This window comes from Mycobacterium sp. PO1 (assembly GCF_017312405.1).
Classification (GTDB): domain Bacteria; phylum Actinomycetota; class Actinomycetes; order Mycobacteriales; family Mycobacteriaceae; genus Mycobacterium.
Window position 1 is genome coordinate 14,127 of record NZ_BLTG01000079.1, and the last position, 15,944, is coordinate 30,070.

Consider the following 15,944-nt stretch of genomic DNA (forward strand, 5'->3'; position numbering starts at 1 on the left):
GCTGAGAGGACGTGAATTCTGATGGGACTACAGGAACTGTGGTTCTTCCTCATAGCGGCGCTGTTCCTCGGATTCTTGATCCTGGAGGGATTCGACTTCGGCGTCGGCATGCTGATGATCCCGTTCGGGGCCGCCAGCAAGAACATCGAAGGTGGTGGCCACGACACGGCCGAACGGCACCGCCGGGCCGCGCTGAACACGATCGGGCCGGTGTGGGACGGCAACGAGGTGTGGCTGATCACCGCAGGCGCGGCGATGTTCGCCGCGTTCCCGGTGTGGTACGCCACCGTGTTCTCGGCGCTGTACCTGCCGCTGCTCGCCATCCTGTTCGGCATGATCGTGCGGATCGTCGGCATCGAGTGGCGGGGCAAGATCGACGATCCCAAGTGGCGTGACTGGGCCGACATCGGGATCGCCCTGGGCTCATGGCTGCCCGCCATCCTGTGGGGGGTGGCGTTCGCGGTCTTGGTGCAGGGTCTGCCCATCGACGCCGACGGCGCTTCCCAGGCGACGCTGTACGACGTGGTGAATCCCTACACATTGCTGGGTGGGCTGGCCACCGCCTCGCTGTTCGCGTTCTACGGATCGACCTTCGTGGCGCTCAAGACCAGCGGGGAGATCCGCGACAACGCGTTCCGGTTCGCCCGGATCCTGACGGTGCCGGTCATCGCGCTGGCCGGCGGGTTCGGTCTGTGGACCCAGCTGGCCCACGGCAAATCCTGGACCTGGCTGGCCCTGGCCGCCGCGGTCGTCGCCCTGCTGGTCGCGGTCGCGCTGATGTGGAGTCAGAGCCGGGAAGGGTGGGCGTTCTTCTCGACGGTGCTCGTCGTCGCCTCGGTGGCGGTGCTGATCTTCGGGTCGCTGTATCCGAACCTGCTGCCGTCCACGCTGAACCCCGAGTGGAGCGTCACGATCTTCAACGGGTCCTCGACTCCCTACACCCTGAAGATCATGAGCTGGGCCTCGCTCACGCTGCTCCCGTTGGTCCTGGGCTACCAGGCATGGTCCTACTGGGTGTTCCGCAAGCGCATCAGCGCCGACTCGATTCCCGAATCGATCGGACTGTCGAGGCGTTCGTCCTGACAGACACCTCGCGCGCCCCGATAGACCCGCGGCTGTGGCGGGCCTCGGCGGCGATGCGCCGATTCCTGGTCGCCACGACGGCGTGCGGTGTGCTGATCGCGGCGACCACCATCGCGTCGGCGATCGTCCTCGCCGGGATCGTCGCCCGCGTCATCACCGATCCTGCATCGCGCGAGCTGGCCGTCCTGACCGCGCCGATCACGCTGCTGGCTGCTCTGTGGGTGCTGCGTGCGCTGGCCGTGTGGCAGCAGGGGAAGCTGGCGCAACGCGGCGCCAGCGCGGTGATCGCCGACCTGGCCGACCAGGTCATGACCGCCGCGACGGCGATGCCGCCGCGGGAACTGGCCCGCCACCGCGACGACGCCGCCATCGTCGTGACGCGTGGACTCGACGGTCTGCGGGTGTACTTCACCACCTATCTGCCCGCACTGTTCGTCGCGGCGATCCTGACCCCGGTCACGGCGGCGGTGATCGCCATCGTCGACTGGCAGTCGGCGGTCGTCGTGCTCGTCGCGCTGCCCCTCATCCCGCTCTTCATGGTGCTGATCGGGATGGCGACCGCCGAACGCTCGGCGGCGGCGCTGGCCGCGATGTCGACGCTGCAGTCACGGCTGCTGGATCTGGTCGCCGGGCTGCCCACCTTGCGGGCGCTGGGCCGCGCCGCCGGGTCGACCGCCCGCATCGCGGAACTGAACGCCGCACACCGGCGCTCGGCCATGGCCACCATGCGCATCGCATTCCTGTCAGCGCTGGTGCTCGAGGTGCTGGCCACCCTCGGGGTGGCGCTGGTCGCCGTCAGTGTCGGGATGCGACTGGTGTACGGCGAGATGACGTTGACCGCCGGCCTGACGGCGCTGCTGCTCGCGCCCGAGGTGTTCTGGCCGTTGCGCCGGGTCGGAGCGGCGTTCCACTCCGCCCAGGACGGAAAGACCGCGGTGCAGGCCGCATTCGACCTCATCGACACGGCGCCGGCATCCGGGTCCGGGCGCGCACCCGTCACCGGTGACGCGGTCACCATCGAGGTCGACACACCGACGATGACGGTCACGCCCGGTGCGGTCACGGTGCTCACCGGACCCAACGGCATCGGCAAGTCCACGCTGCTGCAGGCGATCCTGGGGCTGGGCCCGACGCCGGCCGGACGGATCCGGATCAACGGCACCGACATCGAGGACCTCGACGCGCGTCAGTGGTGGTCCCGCCTGGCGTGGCTGGCGCAGCGCCCGGTGCTGGTGCCCGGCACCGTCGGCGAGAACCTGCAGCTGTTCGGTCCGCTACCGGACCTCGACGCCGCCTGTCGGGCAGCGTGTTTCGACGAGGTGCTGGCCGGCCTGCCGCACGGGTTGCAGACGCGCATCGGACGCGGCGGGGTGGGATTGTCGCTGGGGCAGCGTCAACGTCTGGGGTTGGCCCGGGTGCTCGGCTCCCCCGCGCCGGTGCTGCTGTTCGACGAACCCACCGCGCACCTGGACGGCCCGACCGAGGCCCGGGTGCTGCACGCCATCGCCGAGCGCGCCGAACACGGTGCGACGGTGCTGGTGGTCGGGCACCGCGAGCCGGTCCTGGCGGTCGGCGCGCAGATCGTCGACATGGGTGGTGTCGGTGTCCCACACTGAGGCGCTGCGTCTGGCCTCCTCGATGCGTCTGACTCTGTCGTTGCTGCGGCCACGGCTTCCCCGCGTGGCGATGGCCATCGCGTTCGGGGCTTTGTCGCTGGGCAGCGCGCTCGCGCTGGCGGCGGTGTCGGCGTGGCTGATCACCCGCGCCTGGCAGATGCCGCCGGTGCTGCAGCTGACGGTGGCGGTCGTCGCGGTACGGGCCCTGGGCATCTCCCGAGGGGTGCTCGGGTACTGCGAACGGCTGGCGTCCCACGACACTGCGCTGCGCGCCGCGGGCAACGCCCGCGAACAGCTGTACACCCGGCTGGCCACCGGTCCGATCGACGCGGTCATGCGCCGCCACAGCGGGGACCTCGTCGCGCGCATCGGCGCCAGCGTCGACGAGTTGTCGGACGTCGTGGTGCGCGCCGTGGTCCCCATCGGCGTCGCCACGGTGCTCAGCAGCTCCGCGGTCGTGCTCATCGCGCTGATCTCCGTGCCCGCCGCGGCAGTGCTGGCCGCCTCCATGCTGGTCGCAGGTGTCATCGCCCCCGTGCTGTCGGCGCGGGCGGCGTGGGCCGCCGAACAGGTGGCGGTCGAGCACCACACGCAGCGGGACACGGCGGCGATGCTCGCGCTCGAGCACGCAGCCGAGCTTCGGGTCAGTGGTCGTCTCGAGGAGGTGATCGCGGCCGCCGGCGACGAACAGCGCCGCTGGGGACGGGCCGTGGATCACGCGGCCGCACCCGCCGCGGTCGCCGCCGCGATGCCGACCGCCGCCATCGGGGTCAGCGTGCTGGGTGCCGTGCTCGCCGGCGTCGCGCTCTCCGACGTGGTCGCCCCGACGACCTTGGCGATCCTGATGCTGGTCCCGTTGTCGGCGTTCGAAGCCACCGCGGCGCTACCCGGCGCGGCGGTCGCGCTGATGCGGGCGCGTATCGCCGCACTGCGTCTGGGCGCACTCACCCGCCCCGACCCCGACGACGAGCGACGACCGGCGTCGACCGCACTCGAGCTGTCCCCGGGCGCGCGGGTCGCGGTTGTCGGGCCCAGCGGAAGCGGCAAGACCACGCTGCTGATGCGCACTGCGGGCCTGCTGCCCGGCTCCGAGCCGGCACAGGGGGTGTTCTTCGCCGAGGACGCCCACCTGTTCGCCACCACGGTCCGGGACAACCTGCTGGTCGCCCGCGGTGACGCCACCGACACGGAACTGCGCGACGCGCTGGTCCGTAGCGGGCTCGGGCCGTGGCTGAACGAGTTGCCCGACGGCCTGGACACCGTGCTCGTCGGTGGCGCCGCGGCGGTGTCCGCGGGACAGCGGCGCAGGCTGCTGCTGGCGCGGGCGCTGATCACGACCGCGCCCGCGGTGCTGCTCGACGAACCGACCGAACACCTGGACTCCTCGGACGCCGAGCAGATCCTCGTCGATCTGCTCACCCCGGGCGCCCTGTTCGGGCCCGAGCGGACCGTGGTCGTCGCCACCCATCACCTGGGCAAAGATGTCGGCTGTCAGACCGTCGACCTGGCACCGGAGAGGTAGTCTCACCGTCATGAGCGAACCGCCGCAACCGCCCCAGTACGGTGCGTATCCGGGCGGCTATCCACCACCACCGCCGCCCTACGGCGGGTATCCCGGGTACCCCGGCTATTCCGGTTACGCCGGGCCGCCGTCCGAGCCGAAGAACGGCCTCGGCCTCACCGCGCTGATCCTGGCGATCATCGGGTTGCTGCTGTGCTGGTCGGTGGCCGGCGGCATCGTCCTCGGCGTGGTCGCCGTCATCCTCGGCTTCCTGGGCCGCGGCCGGGTCAAGCGCGGCGAAGCCGACAACGGCGGGGTGGCGATCGCCGGGATCGCGCTCGGATTCGTCGCGATCATCGCCGGGCTGGTGTTCATCCCGATCTATATCGGCCTGTTCGATTCGGTCGGTGGCACCGACTACATCGACTGCGTCACCCGCGCCGGCTCCGACCAGGCGGCCGTCCAGGAGTGCGCCGAGGAGTTCACCCGGCGCGTCGAAGACCAGTTCTCCGTGACGGTGACCCCGACGCCCTAGGAGCGACCGGGGAAGTACTTCACGATGCCTTCCTGCACCACGGTGGCCAGCAGCTGACCTGAATGGTCGAAGAAATGGCCGGTGCCCAGGCCGCGGGAGTCGGCGGCCACCGGCGAGGTCGTCGAGTACAACACCCACTCGTCGAAGCGCACCGGGCGGTGGAACCAGACGGTGTGGTTGGTAGTGACCGCGAAGATCCGGTCGTGCCCCCACGACAACCCGTGGGTGGTGATGATCGAGTCCAGCACGGTGGTGTCCGACGAATACACCAACGCCGCCGCGTGCAGCACCGGATCGTCGGGCATCGCGCCGTGCGCCTTCATCCAGACCCGGTTGTGCTCGAGACGCTCGCCCTTGTCACGCATGACCCAGGCGGGGTCGTTGGTGTAGCGCCATTCGATCGGATGCAGTGCGTTGACGAAATGCGGCACCACGTGCTCGTAGCCGCGCAGCAGCTCATCCAGCGGTGCCACCTGCTCGGGGTCGCCGAGTTCGGGCGCCGGCGTCCCATGCTCGAGTCCGCGGCCACCCGCCAGGTAGGACACCATGGCAGTGGTGATCAGCTGACCCTTCTGCATGACGTCGACGCGCCGGTTGGCGAAGCGGCGCTCGTCGCGCAACCGCGCGACGTGGAACTCCAGGTCGATGTCCGGGTCACCGCCGGCGATGAAGTGCACCGACATGGCGCTCGGCGGCACCGCATGCTTCAGGGTGCGGCCCGCCGCCACGAACGCCTGCGCCATCATCTGGCCGCCGAACGTCCGAACCGGGTTCCTGCTCGGATGAACACCGACAAAGGTGTTCTCGTCGCGCTGTTCGAGATCGAGAATCGCCAGCAATTCGTCGAAGTCGGCCTTTGACGACACTGGCGCAGTCCCTCTTTCCTATCTGGTCGGACTCTCCCCCGCAAGCGGGAGGTGCCCCCACAACGCGGCTCGTACCTCGCCGCGTGATCGTCGTCCTCGTACCCATCTGGTCGGACTCTCCCCCGCAAGCGGGAGGTGCCCCCACAACGCGGCTCGTACCTCGCCGCGTGATCGTCGTCCTCTTTCCCTAGACGTCGTCCTCCCCGATGCGGTGGACGTGGATCAGATTCGTGGAGCCTACTGTGCCCGGTGGAGCACCCGCGACGATGACCACCAGATCGCCGCGCTTGTAGCGGCCCATCTCCAGCATCGACCGGTCGACCTGCCGAATCATCCCGTCCGTCGTCTCGATGTGCGGAACGATGAACGTCTCGGTTCCCCAGGTCAGCGCCAGCTGGCTACGCACCTCCGGCAGCGCGGTGAACGCCAGCACCGGAAGCGGGGTGTGCAGCCGGGCCAGCCGGCGCACCGTGTCACCCGACTGCGTGAACGCCACCAGCGCCTTGGCGTCCAGACGCTCCCCGATGTCACGGGCGGCGTAGGAGATCACCCCGCGCTTGGTGCGCGGGACATGCGTCAGCGGTGGAGCGGCCACCGAGTTCTCCTCGACCGCGCAGACGATGCGCGCCATCGTCCGCACCGTCTCGAACGGGTACTTGCCCACCGATGTCTCGCCGGAGAGCATCACCGCGTCGGCACCGTCGAGTACGGCGTTCGCGACGTCGGACGCCTCGGCGCGGGTCGGGCGGGAGTTGTCGATCATCGACTCCAGCATCTGGGTGGCCACGATCACCGGCTTGGCGTTCTCGCGGGCCATCTGGATGGCCCGCTTCTGCACCAGGGGGACCTCCTCGAGCGGCAGCTCCACCCCCAGGTCGCCGCGGGCCACCATGATCGCGTCGAACGCGAGCACGATGGCCTCGAGGTTGTCGATGGCCTCCGGCTTCTCCAGCTTGGCGATCACCGGCACCCGCCGACCGACCCGGTCCATGATCTCGTGGACGAGCTCGACATCGGCAGGTGAGCGCACGAACGACAGTGCGATCAGATCCACCCCGAGGCGCAGCGCGAACTCGAGGTCCTCGATGTCCTTCTCCGACAGCGCCGGCGCCGAGACACTCATCCCGGGCAGGGACATGCCCTTGTTGTTGCTGACCTTGCCGCCCTCGGTGACCGAGCAGACCACATCGTTGCCGTCGATGTGCTCGACGACCAGGCTCACGTTGCCGTCGTCGACGAGGACCCGGTCCCCGGGCTTGGCGTCCTCGGCGAGGCGCTGGTAGGTCGTCGACACCCGGTCGTGGTTGCCTTCGAAGTCCTCCACGGTGATGCGCACCGTCTCGCCGTTGGCCCAGTAGGTGGGGCCGTCGGCGAACCGGCCCAGCCGGATCTTGGGGCCCTGCAGGTCGGCGAGGATTCCTACGGCGCGTCCGGTGATGTCCGAGGCGGACCGGACCCGCTTGTAGTTGGCTTCGTGATCGGGGTAGTCGCCGTGGCTGAAGTTGAGCCGGGCGACGTCCATTCCGGACTCGACGAGCTTTCTGACCGCTTCGTCCGAGGCGGTGGCGGGGCCAAGCGTACAGACGATCTTTCCGCGTCTAGTCACTCGTTGAGCATAGTCGCGAATCGATTCAGACGACGGCCAGCGGGAGCGCACCGGGCCTGACCGGCGCGGGGAGATCCGACTCCCCCATCAGGTAGGTGTCCACCGCGTGGGCGGCGGCGCGCCCCTCCGCGATCGCCCAGACGATCAGCGAGGCGCCGCGGTGCGCGTCACCGCAGACGAACACTCCGGGGGCATCGGTCTGCCAGTCCGACCCGCACGGCACCGCGCCGCGCTTGTTCAGCTCGATGCCCAGGCCGTCGAGCAGTGCCATCCGCTCGACGCCTTCGAATCCGATCGCCAGCAGCGCCAGCTCGCACGGGATCTGCAGCGAGTCCCCGACCGGGGAGATGCGGCGACGCCCCGTCTCGTCGCGTTCGACCTTCACCTCGGCGATCTCCAGGGCCCGCAGATTGCCCTCGTCGTCACCGAGGAAGCGCTGCACCGCGACCTGGTAGCGGCGGTCGCCACCCTCGGCGTGCGCCGGGGAGAGACGGGTCCGCAGCACGATCGGCCACATCGGCCACGGGGTGCGGGAGTCGTCGCGGTACTCGGGGGGTTCGGGGTTGTAGTCCAGCTGAGTGACCGACGCGGCGCCCTGCCGGTGCGCCGTGCCCAGGCAGTCCGCGCCGGTGTCGCCGCCGCCGATGATGACGACGTGCTTGCCCTCGGCCGAGATGTCGCTGGGTCCGTCGCCCTCGCATTCCTTGTTCGCCGGCGCCAGATGTTCCATCGCGAGGTGCACCCCGTTGAGGTCGCGGCCTTCGACGTCGTGGTCGCGGGCCCTCAGCGCCCCGACCGCCAGCACGACGGCGTCGTGCTGGGCCCGCAACTGCTCGACGGGCACGTCGACGCCGACCTCGCAATCGGTGACGAAGCGGGTGCCTTCGGCGCGCATCTGGGCCAGCCGTTGGTTGAGCACCGACTTCTCCAGCTTGTACTCCGGGATGCCGTACCGCATCAGTCCCCCGATGCGGTCATCGCGCTCGTACACCGTGACGTCGTGCCCGGCGCGGGTCAGTTGCTGGGCCGCGGCCAGCCCCGCCGGTCCCGACCCGACGACGGCGACCCGCTTGCCGGTGGAGATGGCCGCCGGTTGCGGCTCGACGATGCCGTCCATCCAGGCCTGGTCGGCGATCGTCTGTTCGATCCGCTTGATCGTCACGCTGCCGCCGGTGTGCTCCTCGGAGATCGACAGTACACACGCGGCCTCGCACGGGGCCGGGCAGAGCCGGCCGGTGAACTCGGGGAAGTTGTTGGTGGCGTGCAGGCGGTCGCTGGCGGCGTCCCACCTGCCGCGCCGCACCAGGTCATTCCATTCCGGGATCAGGTTGCCCAGTGGACAACCCGCTGTTCCGGAGTGGCAGAACGGAATTCCGCAGTCCATGCACCGGCGGGCCTGCTGGGAGACCTCCCCGGCGCGTTCATGCGGATCCTGACGCTCGTAGACCTCGCGCCAGTCACCGACCCGTTCGTCGACGGGACGCTTGGCCGCGTCCACCCGGTGCACTTCCAGGAATCCATGCGGATCAGCCACGGCTGGCCTCCATGATCGCGGTGTCGACGTCCCTGCCCTCGGCCTTGGCCATCCGGGTGGCTTCCAGAACGCGTTGGTAGTCGAGCGGCATGACCTTGGTGAATTGCGCGCTGCGCCGGGGCCAGTCGGACAGCACCGACGTCGCGACCGTGCTGCCGGTGTGGCGGGCGTGCCGGCCCACCACGTCGCGCAGCCACGCCAGGTCCTCGGAGTCGAGGCGTTGCAGTTCCACCATGGCGGTGTTGACCCGTCGCGGATCCAGCCCCAGCACATAGGCGATGCCGCCGGACATGCCCGCGGCCATGTTGCGTCCCACCTTGCCGAGCACCACCACGCGGCCGCCGGTCATGTACTCGCACGCGTGGTCACCGACGCCCTCGACGACGGCCAGCGCACCGGAGTTGCGCGCGGCGAACCGCTCACCCACCTGGCCCCGCAGATACACCTCACCCGACGTGGCGCCGTAGAGCAGAGTGTTGCCGGCGATGACGTTGTCCTCGGGCAGGAACAGCACGTCGTCCTGCGGCTTGACGATCACCCGTCCGCCCGAAAGGCCCTTGCCGACATAGTCGTTGGCGTCGCCGATCAGTTCGAGCGTGATGCCGGGCGGCAGGAACGCACCGATCGACTGCCCGGCGGATCCGGTCAGCGTGACGTGGATCGTGTCGTCGGGCAGGCCCTGCGCGCCGTAGCGGCGGGTGACCTCGCTGCCCAGCAGCGTGCCCACGGTGCGGTTGACGTTGCGCACCGGCAGCTCCAGGCGCACCGGGTGGGCGTCCTCGAGAGCGCCCTCGGCGAGCTGGATGAGCGTGCGGTCCAGCGCGAGGTCCAGCCCGTGATCCTGATCGCGGACCCGCCGCCGCTGCGCCTCCGCGCCGCCGTAGGGGTCGGTGGGGACGGCGAACACCCGGGACAGGTCCAGCCCCTTGCTCTTCCAATGGGCGACTCCCTCGGCGGTGTCGAGCATCTCGGCGTGACCCACGGCCTCGTCGATGCTGCGGAAACCGAGTTCGGCCAGATGCGTGCGGATGTCCTCGGCGATGAACCGGAAGTAGTTCTCCACGAACTCCGGCTTGCCGTTGAACCGCGCCCGCAGCTCGGGGTTCTGCGTTGCCACCCCCACCGGGCAGGTGTCGAGGTGACAGACCCGCATCATGATGCAGCCCGACACGATCAGCGGCGCAGTGGCGAAGCCGTACTCTTCGGCGCCCAGCAGCATCGCCACCATGACGTCGCGCGCGGTGCGCATCCCGCCGTCACATTGCACGGTGATCCGGTCGCGCAATCCGTTGAGCAGCAGCGTCTGCTGGGTGTCGGCCAATCCGATCTCCCACGGCGCGCCGGCGTGTTTGAGGCTGGTCAGCGGCGCCGCGCCGGTGCCACCGTCGTAGCCGGAGATCAGCACGACATCGGCGTGCGCCTTCGACACGCCGGCGGCGACTGTCCCGACACCGACGGAGCTGACCAGCTTGACGTGGATGCGGGCATCCGAGTTGGCGTTCTTGAGATCGTGGATCAGCTGGGCGAGATCCTCGATGGAGTAGATGTCGTGGTGCGGGGGCGGCGAGATCAGACCCACACCCGGGGTGGAATGCCGGGTCTTGGCGATGTTCGGATACACCTTGTAGCCCGGAAGCTGGCCCCCTTCACCGGGTTTCGCGCCCTGCGCCATCTTGATCTGAATGTCGGTGGCATTGACCAGGTAGTCGCTGGTCACCCCGAACCGACCGGATGCGACCTGTTTGACGGCGCTGCGCCGCCGGGGGTCGTAGAGACGGTCGACGTCCTCACCGCCCTCACCGCTGTTGGAGCGGCCACCGAGATTGTTCATGGCGATTGCCATGGTTTCGTGGGCCTCGGCAGAGATGGAGCCGTAGCTCATCGCGCCGGTGTTGAAGCGGGTGACGATCGCATCTGCTGATTCGACCTCCTCCAGCGGCACCGGCGGTCGCACACCCTTCTTGAAGTCGAACAGCCCGCGCAGCGCACCTCCCTCGCGGGCGAGCCTGTTGACCTCCTCGGAGTACCTCTGGAAAACCTCGTGTTGCCCGGTGCGGGTGGCGTGCTGCAGCAGGAACACGACCTCCGGGGTGAACAGGTGCAGTTCACCTTCGCGACGGAAGGCGTAGTCTCCGCCGACGTCGAGCCGCCGGTGCACCCGCTCGGTCGGGTTCTCCGGATAGGCCCGGCGGTGACGGAGCTTGACCTCTTCGGCGATGACGTCCAATCCGATGCCACCGAGCTGGGTGGGCGTCTTGGTGAAGTACTCGTCGATGACGTCCTTGTCGATGCCGACGGCTTCGAACGCCTGGGCTCCGGTGTAGGACGCGACGGTGGAGATGCCCATCTTGCTCATCACCTTCATCACGCCCTTGCCGAGCGCCTTGAGGTAGTTACGCACCGCCGTCGAGGTCTCGATGCCGGTCAGTTCGCCCTCGCGGATCAGGTCTTCGATCGACTCGAACGCCAGATACGGATTCACCGCGGCGGCACCGAAACCGATCAGCATTGCGATGTGGTGCACCTCGCGGGCGTCACCACTTTCGACGACCAGCGCCACCTTGAGGCGCTCTTTGGTGCGCACCAGATGGTGGTGCACCGCGGACACCGCCAGCAGTGACGGGATCGGCGCCTTGGTGTGATCGGAGTCGCGGTCGGAGATGACCAGTGTCCGTGCGCCTTTGGCGATCGCTTCGCTGGCACGGAGTCTCAGGTCCTCGATCGCCTCGGCCAAGCCCTCGCCGCCGCGTTCGACGTCGTAGAGGCCCCGCAACACCGCCGCGCGCAGGCCGGGGTGTTCTCCGGAGTCGTTGATGTGGACGAGCTTGTTGAGTTCGTCGTTGTCGAGAACCGGCCAGCCCAGCATGATCTGACGGCACGACGCCGCGGAGGGTTCGAGCAGGTTCTGCTCGGGCCCCATGATGCGCGCCATCGAGGTGACCACCTCTTCGCGGATGGCGTCCAGGGGCGGATTGGTCACCTGGGCGAACAGTTCGACGAAGTAGTCGTAGAGCAGCTTCGAGCGCTGCGAGAGCACGGCGGCCGGGGTGTCGGTGCCCATCGAGCCCAGTGGCTCAGCCCCGGAGGCCGCCATCGGGGTCAACAGGATGCGCAGATCTTCTTCGCTGTAGCCGAAGGACACCTGCCGGCGCACCACCGATTCATGGTTCGGCGCCACGCGGGCCGGCTCGGGCAGCGTCTTGAGGTCCAGCAACCCGGCGTGCAGCCATTCGGCGTAGGGCTCGGCGCTGGACAGCTGCTCTTTGATCTCGTCGTCGGAGACGATCCGGCCCCGGGCGGTGTCGACGAGGAACATCTTGCCCGGCTGCAGCCGTCCCTTCGCCACGACTTGGGACGACGGCACGTCGAGCACTCCACTCTCGCTGGCCAGGATGATGCGGTCGTCGATCGTACGCCACCACCGTCCCGGCCGAAGCCCGTTGCGGTCCAACACCGCGCCGACCAGCGTGCCGTCGGTGAACGTCACACACGCCGGCCCGTCCCAAGGCTCCATCAGACATCCGTGGAACTGCCAGAACGCGCGCTCCTCGGGCGTCATCGTCGAGCTGTTCTCCCAGGCTTCGGGAATCATCATCAGCACGGCGTGCGGAAGATCACGCCCGCCGAGGTGCAACAGCTCGAGAACCTCGTCGAAGGACGCGGAGTCGGAGGCTCCGGGTGTGCAGATCGGCGAAAGCCTGCTCAGGTCGCCGGGGATCTTGGCGCTGGCCAGCATGGCCTCCCGGGCGCGCATGCGGTTGCGGTTGCCGCGCACGGTGTTGATCTCGCCGTTGTGGGCGACGAAGCGGAACGGGTGCGCCAGCGGCCACGACGGGAAGGTGTTGGTGGAGAAGCGGCTGTGGACGACGGCGATGGCGCTGACGCAGCGTTCGTCCCGCAGATCCGGAAAGTACCGGGGCAGTTGCATCGTGGTGAGCATGCCCTTGTAGACCATGGTCCGACTGGACAGCGACGGGAAGTAGACGCCCTGATTCTCGGCACGTTTGCGCAGCGGATACACACGCCGGTCGAGATCGATTCCACCACAACGGGTTCCGTTGCGTTCGGGCGCCGCGACGAACAGCTGGGACATGTAGGGCATGCATCCCAGTGCGGTCTGGCCGACCTCGGCACCCTCGGGGTCGACGGGCACCTCACGCCAGCCGAGGACCTGCAGTCCTTCTTCGTCCGCGATGTCCTGCACCATCTGGCACGCGGCGGCCCGTTCGGTGAGATCCTGGGGCAGGAAGCAGATGCCCGCGGCAAAGGTGCTGGTACCGTCCTCCGCGGGTGCGGGCAGGTCAAAGTCCACCACCGCGGCGAGTAGTTCGGTGGGCAGCTGGATCAGGATGCCGGCGCCGTCACCGCTGTTGGGTTCGGCACCTGCCGCTCCGCGGTGTTCGAGGTGCTCGAGTGCAGTCAAACCATCGGCGACGATCGAGTGGGAACGTCGGCCCTGGATGTCGGTGACCATGGCGACGCCGCACGAGTCGGATTCGTTGTCCGGGTCGTAGAGGCCTTGAGCTTCGGGCAGAGCCGAAAAAAGCATGAAAGGCGCACCTCCGCAGTCCTGAGAAACACATCAGGGACGGCGCCGGCCCGTCGATCGAGTGTATCAGCGCACGTCGGCGCTCACCCGGTGAGAACAGTCGGGACCAGCGGGAATCCGGGCAGATTACGCACGATGGTCCACGCGACGGCGGCGACGATGACGACCACGAACACGGGGGTGTTCGCAGCGGATTGTCCGCGGTACCGGCGCAGCATCATCCACGCCAACAGCAGCGGCAGGCCGATGAGGACGAACGCGTTGTCGACGAACGCCGCCGCCAGGTCTCCGTGCAACAGGTCATGGGTCATCCGGAGTCCGCCGCAGGCCGGGCAGTTCCATCCGGTGAGCGCCTTGAAGGGACAGGGCGGGAAGACGAAGTCTGCGCTGTGCGGATTGCCCAGGCCGACATAGGCGAGGCTGCCCACCAGCGCCGCGCCGCCGCCGACGACGGCGAGCGGCCGCGTCCAGGTTCTGGTGGGTGCGTCAGGTGCCATCGCGCAAGGGGCGGCCCTGCGGGTCGCGGACCTTGTCGGTGAGGATCAGGACCGCGTCGATGATGCCCCAGATGACGGCGCCCAGACCGCAGGTGATCAAGCCGACGACGAGCTGTATGACGCCGAGTTTGGTGTCACCCATGTAGATGCGGCCGGTTCCGACGAGCCCGAACAACCCGATCAGCTGAAGCAGGCCGGCGACCACCTTGGATTTGTCCGAAAACGGTTCGCCGGTCACGGGATGCCGGCCGTAGGGCGCGGCAGGATCCATGTATCCCGACGGGTACTGCCCCGTCGGCGGCGGGTAGGAGCCCGGCGGCGGGTACTGCCCAGGCGGCGGATAGCCGGACTGCTGCGGCGGCGGTGGGTAGGAGTTCCCCTCGCTGCCGGTGAAGTGGGGCTCGGTCATGGCTCAAGGATGCCAGAGCCGACGCGCTCTCAGAAGGGTGGTGGTTCATAGGCGCCGGCGGACCAGGCTTCGTAGTCGCGTACGCGCTCGGGCTGGCCTCGAGCACGCTCCTCACTTCTGCATTGATCGCTTCGGAGCTCATCGCACCGCTACTGGTGGTCCTCTCCTCGAATCTCTAGTCGGCAGCTCCGTCTCCGACCTTGCTGCCGCTTTCCGACACGACTTCAGGGCTGTTTATTCGCCGCGGGGCGCATTTGCACTAATCCAACAGCCGTCCACGACCGCGGTGGACACCTCCGCACTCGCTGATCACCCGCCGCATCACACGCAGCAAGCTCACCTCGGTGCCGATGCCATCGAGATCCCGCACCCTGAACCCTATTGCTGGGCGCTATCACCTCGATGCAGCAGTTCACATGCAGGGCCCGAGCGTTCTACCCTCAGTTTCATGGGGGGTAGAGGAAGTTGGGGAGACAGATTCGCGCAGTGGCTTACCGCACTGCCGACTGGAACGAAGTTCGTCATCTCGCTCGGGCTGGCATTGAGCACGATCGTGCCTGCCGGACTGATCGTATCCATGGTGGACCCGCTGCTGCAGTCTGACGATCAGACGGTGCATATAACCTGCGGCGACCGTGATGTCGAACGGACTTTCAGCAAAGAAGAATACGAACTCAAGTCTCAGGATCTCGAATCGTTCGCCGTGGAGCTGTGCACGACCTAGCCCTTCACCTTCGCGCCCTAAGTTCTCGTCGTGATTGCCCGACAGCTCTGATGCGGTGTCGTAAAGCTTCTCATCGGCGGAGTTGCCGCGGCTCGGTCGCGGCGTTTGCACCGCACCGAGGTTCGGGGTCTAGGTGTCCCCCGGCCCGTCATGTCCAACTGGCGCCCTAACCGGGCCCCCGTGTCCACTCGACCGTCAGCCGGGCACGGTTTCGTTGAGATCACCTAGTGGAGTTCAACCGCGCGTTCTACTGTCATCTCCATGGGGAATAGGGGGGATTCCTTCGCGCGCTGGTATCTCGCACTGCCGAAGGGCAGGAAGTATGTCGTCTCGCTCGGGCTGGCCTCGATCACACGCCTCACTCCGACACTGATCTTTTCGGAGCTCATCGCACCGCTGCTGGGGTGGGACAAGCAGCAGGTGGAAGTGCGGTGCTCTCGGGACGGCTCGTGGACGGTCTGGGTCGATTCTGACGATCCACGACTGAACTTGGACAATATCGAACTGAGCTTCTACCGCATTTGCGACGTCGACGTCACCTTCTAACTCTGGCAACAGAAAGCCCGCTCTGCGGCGTTGTGGGGCGGGCGCTTGAGCAACGGTGATCGGGGGCAGCTCGCACCTGACCTCGGTCAGGTACATCGCGTCATCGAAAGCGGGCATGAGCGGGCATCAAAATGCCGAGCAGGCCGGGCCCAGCCCCGCCGCCGTGAGCATCGCGACACGGACGCCCGTGCTGTCACGGCGGGGGTAGATAGCGGGGGCGGGCAGGAGTCCCGCGCCTCGCTGCCGGTGAAGTGGGGCTCGGCCATGGTTCAAGCGCCAGAGCCGATGCTCTCAGAAGGGTGGTGGTTCGTAGGTGGCGGCGAGCCAGGCTTGGTGTTGGCGTTGGTGTTCGGTGTTGATGTCGAGGCGTTGGCGTCGTTCGTGGTGGATGCGGGCGCGGCGGTCCTGGTCGCGGGTGGTGCGGCGTGTGGGCATCATCATGCAGCGGTGGGGCGTTGCCGGTTCGGCGCCGGCGCCG

At 68.2% G+C, this 15,944-nt stretch carries 12 protein-coding genes and 1 pseudogene; 6 read left to right on the top strand and 7 right to left on the bottom strand.

Features of this window, described 5'->3' with window-relative positions:
- Positions 1 to 21: 21 nt before the first annotated feature.
- The 4 genes from cydB to J3476_RS23110 are packed head-to-tail and all read left to right on the top strand — an operon-like array spanning position 22 to position 4,735.
- Positions 22 to 1,083: a cytochrome d ubiquinol oxidase subunit II gene (gene cydB / locus J3476_RS23095; RefSeq protein ID WP_207068669.1), complete on the top strand. Its 1,062-nt coding sequence runs from the start codon at positions 22 to 24 to the stop codon at positions 1,081 to 1,083.
- A 53-nt stretch (positions 1,084 to 1,136) separates the two neighbouring features.
- Positions 1,137 to 2,699 carry a thiol reductant ABC exporter subunit CydD gene (cydD, locus tag J3476_RS23100; RefSeq protein WP_207068682.1) on the top strand — a complete coding sequence of 521 codons (1,563 nt, stop codon included), beginning with the start codon at positions 1,137 to 1,139 and terminating at the stop codon, positions 2,697 to 2,699.
- A 22-nt stretch (positions 2,700 to 2,721) separates the two neighbouring features.
- Positions 2,722 to 4,221 (top strand): ATP-binding cassette domain-containing protein, encoded by a 1,500-nt coding sequence (locus tag J3476_RS23105; protein ID WP_207068683.1) that lies wholly within the window; start codon positions 2,722 to 2,724, stop codon positions 4,219 to 4,221.
- A 10-nt stretch (positions 4,222 to 4,231) separates the two neighbouring features.
- A complete protein-coding gene (locus tag J3476_RS23110; protein WP_207068670.1) occupies positions 4,232 to 4,735 on the top strand; it encodes a DUF4190 domain-containing protein in 504 nt (167 codons plus the stop codon).
- On the opposite strand, the gene J3476_RS23115 is transcribed toward J3476_RS23110, so the two are convergent.
- The 6 genes from J3476_RS23115 to J3476_RS23140 form a co-directional block, all read right to left on the bottom strand.
- Positions 4,732 to 5,601: an acyl-CoA thioesterase II gene (locus J3476_RS23115; protein ID WP_207068671.1), complete on the bottom strand. Its 870-nt coding sequence runs from the start codon at positions 5,599 to 5,601 to the stop codon at positions 4,732 to 4,734. The genes J3476_RS23110 and J3476_RS23115 overlap by 4 nt on opposite strands.
- A gap of 187 nt (positions 5,602 to 5,788) precedes the next feature.
- A complete protein-coding gene (gene pyk, locus J3476_RS23120; protein ID WP_207068672.1) occupies positions 5,789 to 7,207 on the bottom strand; it encodes a pyruvate kinase in 1,419 nt (472 codons plus the stop codon).
- A gap of 25 nt (positions 7,208 to 7,232) precedes the next feature.
- The gene (locus tag J3476_RS23125) at positions 7,233 to 8,741 is read right to left on the bottom strand and encodes a glutamate synthase subunit beta (protein ID WP_207068673.1); all 1,509 of its coding nucleotides are present in this window, start codon (positions 8,739 to 8,741) and stop codon (positions 7,233 to 7,235) included.
- The gene (gltB, locus tag J3476_RS23130; protein ID WP_207068674.1) at positions 8,734 to 13,290 is read right to left on the bottom strand and encodes a glutamate synthase large subunit; all 4,557 of its coding nucleotides are present in this window, start codon (positions 13,288 to 13,290) and stop codon (positions 8,734 to 8,736) included. Before gltB ends, J3476_RS23125 begins: the two co-directional genes overlap by 8 nt.
- Positions 13,291 to 13,373: 83 nt before the next feature.
- A complete protein-coding gene (locus J3476_RS23135; RefSeq protein WP_207068675.1) occupies positions 13,374 to 13,787 on the bottom strand; it encodes a DUF2752 domain-containing protein in 414 nt (137 codons plus the stop codon).
- Entirely contained in the window at positions 13,777 to 14,196 is a 420-nt protein-coding gene (locus J3476_RS23140) for a TM2 domain-containing protein (RefSeq protein WP_207068676.1), read from the bottom strand. The genes J3476_RS23135 and J3476_RS23140 overlap by 11 nt, the downstream gene beginning before the upstream one ends.
- Before the next feature lie 448 nt (positions 14,197 to 14,644).
- Here J3476_RS23140 and J3476_RS23145 point away from each other — a divergent pair, with 448 nt between their 5' ends.
- Positions 14,645 to 14,920 (top strand): hypothetical protein, encoded by a 276-nt coding sequence (locus tag J3476_RS23145; RefSeq protein ID WP_207068677.1) that lies wholly within the window; start codon positions 14,645 to 14,647, stop codon positions 14,918 to 14,920.
- A gap of 261 nt (positions 14,921 to 15,181) precedes the next feature.
- Entirely contained in the window at positions 15,182 to 15,466 is a 285-nt protein-coding gene (locus J3476_RS23150) for a hypothetical protein (RefSeq protein ID WP_207068678.1), read from the top strand.
- 291 nt (positions 15,467 to 15,757) lie between these two features.
- On the opposite strand, the pseudogene J3476_RS23155 reads toward J3476_RS23150, so the two are convergent.
- A pseudogene (locus J3476_RS23155) lies at positions 15,758 to 15,944 on the bottom strand (HNH endonuclease); the annotation flags it as partial.

What these genes read in the sequence shown, in the direction of transcription:
- cydB (WP_207068669.1), top strand. Translation starts at nt 22, where the DNA reads ATGGGACTACAGGAACTGTGGTTCTTCCTCATAGCGGCGCTGTTCCTC.
- cydD (WP_207068682.1), top strand. Translation starts at nt 1,137, where the DNA reads ATGCGCCGATTCCTGGTCGCCACGACGGCGTGCGGTGTGCTGATCGCG.
- J3476_RS23105 (WP_207068683.1), top strand. Translation starts at nt 2,722, where the DNA reads ATGCGTCTGACTCTGTCGTTGCTGCGGCCACGGCTTCCCCGCGTGGCG.
- J3476_RS23110 (WP_207068670.1), top strand. Translation starts at nt 4,232, where the DNA reads ATGAGCGAACCGCCGCAACCGCCCCAGTACGGTGCGTATCCGGGCGGC.
- gltB (WP_207068674.1), bottom strand. Translation starts at nt 13,290, where the DNA reads ATGCTTTTTTCGGCTCTGCCCGAAGCTCAAGGCCTCTACGACCCGGAC.
- J3476_RS23135 (WP_207068675.1), bottom strand. Translation starts at nt 13,787, where the DNA reads ATGGCACCTGACGCACCCACCAGAACCTGGACGCGGCCGCTCGCCGTC.
- J3476_RS23140 (WP_207068676.1), bottom strand. Translation starts at nt 14,196, where the DNA reads ATGACCGAGCCCCACTTCACCGGCAGCGAGGGGAACTCCTACCCACCG.
- J3476_RS23145 (WP_207068677.1), top strand. Translation starts at nt 14,645, where the DNA reads ATGGGGGGTAGAGGAAGTTGGGGAGACAGATTCGCGCAGTGGCTTACC.
- J3476_RS23150 (WP_207068678.1), top strand. Translation starts at nt 15,182, where the DNA reads ATGGGGAATAGGGGGGATTCCTTCGCGCGCTGGTATCTCGCACTGCCG.